Origin of the sequence: Streptomyces sp. CC224B (assembly GCF_030010595.1) — a bacterium.
In the GTDB taxonomy this organism is placed as follows: domain Bacteria; phylum Actinomycetota; class Actinomycetes; order Streptomycetales; family Streptomycetaceae; genus Streptomyces; species Streptomyces longispororuber.
The window spans coordinates 164,883-173,093 of the sequence record NZ_JASCXL010000002.1; the positions used below are offsets into that span (position 1 = coordinate 164,883).

Here is an 8,211-nt window from a genome sequence, read left to right on the forward strand (position 1 = left end):
GCGGCCGGCGAGGCCCCGCCGCGACCGCCGCCCCGCGGCGACGCGCGGTACGGAGCCACAATGGAACCCATGGACACCGCCGGCCAGGAGTTCGTCCACGCCGCGCCCGCTCCGGGGCGGCGCGGCCTGGTGGTGTCCGCCGTGGGCTACCGCGTCTCGGGCCAGACCCCGGCCCTGCACCGCGGCCTGCCGTCCCCGTACCTGACGCTGCTCTTCTCCCTCGACGGCCCGGTCGTCACCGGCCGCACCCCCGCCGAGGCCACCGGCCCGGGCGCCGCCCGCGCCGTCATCGTCGTCGGCGGCCTGCACCAGAGCCCGGCGTACGTCGTCCGGCCCGAGCGCGAGGCGGGCATCCAGCTCGCCCTGCACCCGCTGGCGGCCCGCGCGCTCCTCGGCCTGCCCGCCGCCGAGCTGACCGGGCAGCTCGTCATCGACGGCACGGACGTCCTGGGCCGCCTGGCCGCGGACGTACGGGAGCGGCTGTGCGCGGCGGACAGCTGGGACGCGCGGTTCGCCTGCCTCGACGCCTACCTGGCGCGGCGCGCGGCCGACGCCGACCGGCGCGGCGCCGCCCGCCCGGAGGTCGCCGAGGCCTGGGCGTGGCTCGCCCGGCACCGGGGCGCGGGCACCCTGCGGGGCCTGGCCGCGCACGTCGCGCTCAGCGAGCGCCGCCTTTCGGCCCTGTTCCGCGCCGAGACCGGCGTCACCCCCAAGCAGGCCGCCCGCCTCATGCGCTTCCAGCACGCGAAGGCCCGCGTCGTCCGCGCCGTCGTCGCGGGCGCGCCCCCGGACCTCGCCCGCGTGGCCGCCGACTGCGGCTACTACGACCACTCCCACCTGGTACGGGACTTCCAGCAGTACACGGGCGTGAGCCCGACCGCCTGGCTGGCCGAGGAGTGCCGGAATATCCAAGCCGGAGGGCACCTGACCGGCGAAGACTGAGACCCATGAACAGCGACGAAGCACCGCAGAACGCGCATCTCACGCAGAGCGGTCAGAACATCGACACCACGCACACCCCCACGACCCGGCGCGCACCCGACGTCTGGCCCACCTTCCAGGCCCACGACGCCCCCGCCCTGATCGACTTCCTCGTCGGCACGCTCGGCTTCCTGCGGACCGCCGTGTACGAGGACGGCGGCCGCGTCGCCCACGCCCAGCTCGACTGGCCCGAGGGCGGCGGCGTCATGCTCGGCAGCCACAACCCTGAGGCGGCCGAGTGGTGCCTGGAGCCGGGCACGTTCGGCGCGTACGTCGTCACGGACCACGTGGACGCCCTCTACCGGCGCCTCACCGACGCGGGCGTCAAGGTGCTCCGGGAGATCGCGGACCAGCCGTACGGCAGCCGGGAGTTCGCCGTAGCGGACCCGGAGGGCAACAAGTGGTCCTTCGGGACGTACCGCGGCGAACCCCGCCCCGACCAGCGGTGACGAGAGCCCGGGGTGATAGCTTGCGCACGCCAGTCGCGCCCGCACCCGGGCCAGGGAATCCGGTGGGAATCCGGAACTGACGCGCAGCGGTGAGGGGGACGGGCGGGGCCAGCGGCCACTGGGCGCCCACGGGCGCCCGGGAAGGCGGCCCCGTCCGGACGAACCCGAGTCCGAAGACCTGCTGGCACCGCCGTCCGGGCGCCGGGCGGCGGGGTTTCGCAGACCAGGCTCCGCGCATGAGCCATGAGACCCGGGAAGACGTGTGCTCTCTCTCGCCCCTCGGATACGCCCTCGGACAAGCCCTCGCACGAGCCTCCGGGCAGGCCTTCGGACACGCCCTCGCGTACGCCGCACCGCGTCGCTGCTCGCCGCGGGCGGCCTGCTCCTGCTCACGGCGTGCGGCGGCGGCTCCTCCGCCGGCCGGGACGACGAGGCCGGGGCCGACGGCTATCCGGTGACGGTCACCTCCTGCGGCAAGAAGGCCACGGTGACCGCCCCGCCCCGCCGGGCCGTCTCCCTGGACCAGGGCTCCACCGAGATCCTCCTCTCCCTCGGCCTCGCCGACCGCATGGCGGGCACCGGCACCTGGACCGACCCGGTCCGGCCGAACCTCGCGAAGGACAACGCGAAGGTCGAGCGCCTCGCGGACCGCTACCCGTCCCTGGAGAAGGTCCTCTCCAAGGAGCCGGACTTCGTCAGCGCCTCGTTCCTCTACACCGTGGGCAAGGGCGGCGTCGCCGACCGCGCCAAGTTCACCGAGCTGGGCGTCCCCGTCTACGTCTCGCCCACCGACTGCGCGGGCAAGGACAACAGCGGCGACGACGACGGCACCCGCACCAAGACACTCACCATGGACACCGTCCACAAGGAGATCCGCGACCTGGCCCGCGTCTTCCACGTGGAGGAGCGCGGCGAGCGCCTGATCGCGGACCTCAAGTCCCGCACCGCGAAGGCGGCCCGTACGGTCAAGGCGTCCAAGGCGTCCGTCCTGTACTGGTTCTCGGACTCCAAGACCCCGTACATCGCGGGCTGCTGCGGCGCGCCCGGCATCATCACGCGCACCCTCGGCGTCCGCAACGCCTTCGCCGACACGCGCGCCGAGTGGCCGCAGGTCAACTGGGAGACGGTGGCCGACCGCGACCCCGACGTCCTGGTGATCGGCGACCTCACGCGCAAGGCCCAGTCGGCGGAGAGCGCCCGCCAGAAGATCAAGTTCCTGGAGTCCCACCCCGTCACCAAGAACCTCACGGCCGTGAGGAAGAAGCGCTACGTGCTGCTCAGCGGGCAGGCCCTGAACCCGACGATCCGGACGGTCGACGGCATCGAACAAGTGGCGGCGGGCCTGCGGAAGTTCGGCCTGGCACGGTGAGCGCGACGGCACGGGACGGTGCGCGCGCGGCCAGGGGAAGCGACACGGGGACCGGCACAGCAATCGGCACGGGAACCGGCACAGAAGACGAAGCGACGCGGCGCCCGGCGGTGAACACGCGGAAGGACGCGCGGAACGGCACGCGGAACGACGCACGGAACGACGCACGGATCGGCACACGGAACGACGCACGGATCGGCGCGAGGAGATCCTGGTGGCGGAGCACGGGCCTGCTGTGCGCGACGGGCCTGGCCGCCCTGCTCCTGTCGGTGGCCGTGGCCGTCACCATCGGCCCCGCCGACATCTCCGTACCCGACGTATGGGCGGCGGTGGCGGGCCACCTCGGCGGCGGCGAGGCGCGCCTCACGCCGCTGCGCGACGGCATCGTCTGGAACCTGCGCATGCCGCGCACCCTGCTCGCGGGCGTGTGCGGCGCGGGCCTGGCGGTGTGCGGGGCGGTCCTCCAGTCCCTGCTGCGGAACCCGCTGGCCGACCCCTTCGTCCTCGGCGTCTCCTCCGGCGCGTCCACGGGAGCGGTGGCCGTGGTGGTCCTGGGGGTCGGCGGGGGAGTGGTGACGGTCTCCGGCGGGGCGTTCCTCGGCGCGCTGTGCGCCTTCGCGCTGGTGCTGCTGCTCAGCCAGGCGCTGGGGGCCACGACGGACCGCGTGGTGCTGTCCGGCGTGGCGGCGATGCAACTGTTCTCCGCCCTGACCTCCTTCGTCGTCCTCACGGCGGCGGACGCGGAGACGACGCGCGGCATCCTCTTCTGGCTCCTCGGCTCGCTCAGCGGCGCGAGCTGGACGGACGTCGGGGTGTGCGCGGCGGTCCTGGTCGTGGCCCTGGCGGTCTGCCTGGGGCACGCCCGCACTCTCGACGCGTTCGCGTTCGGCCAGGACGCGGCGGCGTCGCTCGGCGTGCGCGTCGGCCGGGTCCGCCTGGTCCTGCTCTGTACGACGGCCCTGCTCACGGCGGTCCTGGTGAGCGCCGCCGGGGCGATCGGGTTCGTCGGCCTGACCCTGCCGCACGCGGCACGCATGCTGGTCGGCGCCCGGCACACACGGCTGCTCCCCGTGACCGCCCTGACCGGCGCGATCCTCCTGATCTGGGTGGACACCCTGGCCCGTACGGTCCTGGACCCGCAGGAGGTCCCGGTGGGCGTGGTCACGTCCCTGATCGGCGTACCGGCGTTCATCGCGGTCCTGTACCGCACGAGGAGCACGGGCCGGACGGGAGGAACGTGAAGAACGGGGAGAACGCCATGGGACCCGCCCGCCAAGACACCACGACCACCCGGCAGCAAGCCATCACAGAGACCGGTCTGCGCGCGGAGCGGGTCTCCCGGGCCGCGGGCGGCAGCCTGATCGTGGACGGCATCACGCTCGCGCCCCGCCCGGGCACGGTGGTGGGCCTGCTCGGCCCCAACGGCTCGGGCAAGTCCACGCTCCTGCGCCTCTTGGCGGGCGTCCTGGCGTCTACGGCCGGGGTGGTCACGCTGGACGGCCGGCCGCTGCGGGACCTGGGCCGCCGGGAGGTGGCGCGCCGCACGGCGGTGGTGGAGCAGCAGTCGGACACGCAGGTCGACCTGACGGTACGGGACGTCGTACGCCTGGGCCGGGTCCCGCACCGCAGGGCCTGGTTGCCGGCCACGGCCGAGGACGAGCGGGCGGTGGACGAGGCCCTGGCCCGCACGGACCTCACCTCCCGCGCCGACCAGCCCTGGCACACCCTCTCCGGCGGCGAACGCCAACGCACCCACATCGCCCGCGCCCTGGCCCAGTCCCCCCGCGAACTCCTCCTCGACGAGCCCACCAACCACCTGGACATCCACCACCAACTGGACCTCCTCCACCTGGTGGCGTCCCTCCCCCTGACCACGGTGGTGGCCCTCCACGACCTCAACCTCGCGGCCATGTTCTGCGACGAGGTCCTCATCCTGAACAACGGCAGGGCCCACGCGTACGGAACGCCGACCGAGGTCCTGACCGAGAAGCTGATCGCGGAGGTGTACGGAGTGCGGGCGGTCGTCACGCGCGAGGAGGGGTATCCGTCGGTCCGCTTCGTTCGAAGGTGACGGGCGTGCTGCAGGACGTCCATCCATGAGGGGCGCGGCCCACTGGTCGTGTGGGCATCGCCTGCACAGGGGCCGATCACCTTTCCCCCGAGACCTTCGGGGGTACCTTCTGAGTGTCGAAGCCAGAAGGGTTCCAGGATGCCCTACGCCGATGACAACAAGGGGCAGCGCAGCGGGCTCTGCGTCGCGGAGGCGCGCAAGGCGCGTGGCCTGACGCAACTGCAACTGGCTCAGCGCATCCCGTGCTCGAAATCGCTGATCGCCCAGGTCGAGCGAGGGCACAAGCCGGCCACGCCCTCGCTCACCGCGGGTGCGGCCCGCGCCTTGGGGGTCCGGCTGGAACAGCTCACAGGGCAGCCGTACGAGGACCCTCGGCGGGGCCGGGTGCACGCGAGGATCCCGGACGCAGACCCCGGCGAGGCGGTTGAGACCTCCCGGGGCGCGGCCAACCTGAGGAAGCAGGTCGACATGAGCGAGCGTACGATCCCGGGCGACATCCCTGAAGCAGACACCGGTAATGGCATGACGCTGCGGGTCTATGCAGTGAACCCACAGGGCACGATCACATCCGACTCGGGAACGCGCCGCGTGGACTCCATGGGCGTGGCCCTGCCGACGAGGGACACCTACCCGCCGTGCTCCTGCCCGAGCTGCGTCCGGAAGCGGGCCCGGCGGTGACGGCCAGGACGGAGGCCACGACCGCAGCGCTCTCGCCCGAATGCCAACTCGGCGAGTGCGCCCTCTGCCCCGGCGACGGCATCCCCGTCCACGCCCCCGGCAAACGCACCCCCGGCGAGCCCCCGGCCTTCGTGATCCGCTGCGGGCACGCCTGCCGGCACGGCCGTAGCGGGGCCGGTGTGGCCCTCGGGCACGACGAAGCCCCCCACCCGAACGAGGTGAGGGGCTTCGTCAAGAGACCTGGCGCCCAGGCACCCGGCTCCGCCCTTTAGATGTCGAAGTACAGCTCGAACTCGTGCGGGTGCGGCCTGAGCTGGATCGGGGCGATTTCGTTGGTGCGCTTGTAGTCGATCCAGGTCTCGATGAGGTCGGACGTGAAGACGCCGCCCGCCTGGAGGTACTCGTTGTCCGCTTCCAGGGCGTCGAGGACCGCGGGGAGGGAGGTCGGGACCTGGGCGACGCCCGCGTGCTCCTCGGGGGCGAGCTCGTAGAGGTCCTTGTCGATCGGCTCGGCCGGCTCGATCTTGTTCTTGACGCCGTCGAGGCCTGCCAGGAGGAGGGCCGAGAACGCCAGGTACGGGTTCGAGGACGGGTCCGGGGCGCGGAACTCGACGCGCTTGGCCTTCGGGTTGGAGCCCGTGATCGGGATGCGCATGGCCGCGGAGCGGTTGCGCTGCGAGTAGACCAGGTTGACCGGCGCCTCGAAGCCGGGCACCAGGCGGTGGTACGAGTTCACCGTGGGGTTGGTGAAGGCGAGCAGCGACGGGGCGTGCTTGAGGATGCCGCCGATGTAGTAGCGGGCGGTGTCCGACAGGCCCGCGTAGCCCTGCTCGTCGTAGAAGAGCGGCTCGCCGCCGGACCAGAGGGACTGGTGCACGTGCATGCCCGAGCCGTTGTCGCCGAAGATCGGCTTCGGCATGAAGGTCGCGGTCTTGCCGTTGCGCCACGCGACGTTCTTCACGATGTACTTGAAGAGCATCAGGTCGTCGGCCGCGGCGAGCAGCGTGTTGAACTTGTAGTTGATCTCCGCCTGGCCCGCGGTGCCCACCTCGTGGTGCTGGCGCTCCACCTTCAGGCCCTGCTTGTCCAGCTCCAGGGAGATCTCGGCGCGCAGGTCGGCGAAGTGGTCGACCGGCGGGGCCGGGAAGTAGCCGCCCTTGTAGCGGACCTTGTAGCCGCGGTTGTTCTCGACCGCGCCGGTGTTCCAGGCGCCCGCCTCGGAGTCGATCTCGTAGATCGAGCGGTTGGCGGAGGTCTCGAAGCGCACCGAGTCGAAGACGTAGAACTCCGCCTCCGGGCCGAAGTACGCCGTGTCCGCGATGCCCGTGGAGGCCAGGTACGCCTCCGCCTTTTTGGCCACGTTGCGCGGGTCGCGGGAGTACTGCTCACCCGTGATCGGGTCGTGGATGAAGAAGTTGACGTTCAGCGTCTTGTCGCGCCGGAAGGGGTCCACGCGGGCCGTCGACAGGTCGGCGCGCAGCGCCATGTCGGACTCGTGGATGGCCTGGAAGCCGCGGATGGACGAGCCGTCGAAGGCCAGCTCCTCCGCCGGGTCGAACGCCTCGGCCGGCACCGTGAAGTGCTGCATCACACCCGGCAGGTCGCAGAAGCGGACGTCTACGAACTTCACGTCCTCATCCGCGAGGAACTTCTTGGCTTCGTCGGCGTTCTGGAACATCCAGCTCCTCCTACTCCCGCCCAGGAGGAGCGGGGTTGCAGCTCGGTCGTGCGGCCGGTGCGGTGGCACACGCTGGGACCCGACCATAGGGACGGGGGATTTCTCCCGCGTGACCCGATTGTTTCACCGAAGTTAACCGGCACGGGGTGCCACGCCCGTGAGCGGGCCCTTCCGGCCTCGGCGCGCCCCGCCGCGCGCCCCCTGACGATCAGGACCCGGCCGTCATCGGACGGCGCGGGGCGCAGTACCGTGGACGGGTGGACAACAGGCAAGCAATCGGATCGTGGCTCTCCGGCCCGCGCGCGGCCGCGGAGGACGCGGGCGTCGACTTCGGGTACCGGGGCGAGCGGCTCGGGCTGCCCGAGGAGGGCCCCGGCTCCATCGCGCGCCCCGGCCGCCGCATCGGGGCGATCGCCGTCGACTGGGCCCTGTGCATGGTGATCGCGTACGGCCTGTTCGCCCGCGACAACCCCCAGGCCATGGGCAACTGGGCGCTCGGCCTGCTCCTCGTGATGAGCGTCCTCACCGTCGGTACGGTCGGCTGCACGCCGGGCAAGCGCCTCCTCGGCCTGCGCGTCGTCGCCGAGGACGGCGGCCGCCTCGGCCTCGGCCGCGTGGTGGTGCGCAGCCTGCTGCTCTGCCTCGGCATCCCGGCCATCATCTGGGACCGCGACGGCCGCGGCCTCCACGACCGCCTCGCCCGCGCGGTGCAGGTGCGCATCTAGCCGCCCTGCCCTTCGGTGTCCCTGCCCCTTCGGCTTTCCTGCTCTTCGGCTTCCCTGGTCTTCGGCGCTCCTCGGTTCTGAGAACGCGTACGACGTACGAGAACGCGTAGGGCGTACGAGAACGCGTAGGGCCCACGACAAACGGGGCGGGGGGGGGGCCCCCCAGAGCGGCGCCCCCCCCCCGGGGGGGGGGGGGGGGGGCCGCGCCCCGACCAGGGGGGCCCCGGCCGGCGCGCGGCGTTTAGGTTTGGGGGCCGGGG

At 72.6% G+C, this 8,211-nt stretch carries 8 protein-coding genes and 1 riboswitch; of the genes, 7 read left to right on the forward strand and 1 reads right to left on the reverse strand.

Annotated elements, in window-relative coordinates:
- The first annotated feature begins 69 nt into the window (after positions 1 to 69).
- The 6 genes from QK440_RS01865 (at position 70) to QK440_RS01890 (ending at position 5,548) form a co-directional block, all read left to right on the forward strand.
- On the forward strand, positions 70 to 942 hold the full coding sequence (locus QK440_RS01865; RefSeq protein WP_282791138.1) for a helix-turn-helix domain-containing protein: 873 nt from the start codon (positions 70 to 72) through the stop codon (positions 940 to 942).
- A gap of 5 nt (positions 943 to 947) precedes the next feature.
- The gene (locus QK440_RS01870) at positions 948 to 1,430 is read left to right on the forward strand and encodes a VOC family protein (protein WP_282791139.1); all 483 of its coding nucleotides are present in this window, start codon (positions 948 to 950) and stop codon (positions 1,428 to 1,430) included.
- A gap of 13 nt (positions 1,431 to 1,443) precedes the next feature.
- A riboswitch (cobalamin riboswitch) is annotated at positions 1,444 to 1,631 on the forward strand.
- Between the two features lie 160 nt (positions 1,632 to 1,791).
- Complete coding sequence (locus QK440_RS01875) at positions 1,792 to 2,799, forward strand: ABC transporter substrate-binding protein (RefSeq protein ID WP_282791151.1); 1,008 nt, start codon at positions 1,792 to 1,794, stop codon at positions 2,797 to 2,799.
- A gap of 230 nt (positions 2,800 to 3,029) precedes the next feature.
- The gene (locus tag QK440_RS01880) at positions 3,030 to 4,040 is read left to right on the forward strand and encodes an iron chelate uptake ABC transporter family permease subunit (protein ID WP_282791152.1); all 1,011 of its coding nucleotides are present in this window, start codon (positions 3,030 to 3,032) and stop codon (positions 4,038 to 4,040) included.
- Between the two features lie 17 nt (positions 4,041 to 4,057).
- Positions 4,058 to 4,870, forward strand: a complete 813-nt coding sequence (locus tag QK440_RS01885; RefSeq protein WP_282791140.1) for an ABC transporter ATP-binding protein — start codon at positions 4,058 to 4,060, stop codon at positions 4,868 to 4,870.
- A 138-nt stretch (positions 4,871 to 5,008) separates the two neighbouring features.
- Positions 5,009 to 5,548: a helix-turn-helix transcriptional regulator gene (locus tag QK440_RS01890; RefSeq protein WP_282791141.1), complete on the forward strand. Its 540-nt coding sequence runs from the start codon at positions 5,009 to 5,011 to the stop codon at positions 5,546 to 5,548.
- A 268-nt stretch (positions 5,549 to 5,816) separates the two neighbouring features.
- Here the strand turns inward: QK440_RS01890 and glnA are convergent, their stop codons facing one another.
- Complete coding sequence (gene glnA / locus QK440_RS01895; RefSeq protein ID WP_282791142.1) at positions 5,817 to 7,226, reverse strand: type I glutamate--ammonia ligase; 1,410 nt, start codon at positions 7,224 to 7,226, stop codon at positions 5,817 to 5,819.
- Positions 7,227 to 7,483: 257 nt separating this feature from the next.
- On the opposite strand from glnA, the gene QK440_RS01900 reads away from it, so the two are divergent.
- Positions 7,484 to 7,951 carry an RDD family protein gene (locus QK440_RS01900; RefSeq protein ID WP_282791143.1) on the forward strand — a complete coding sequence of 156 codons (468 nt, stop codon included), beginning with the start codon at positions 7,484 to 7,486 and terminating at the stop codon, positions 7,949 to 7,951.
- Positions 7,952 to 8,211: the final 260 nt, after the last annotated feature.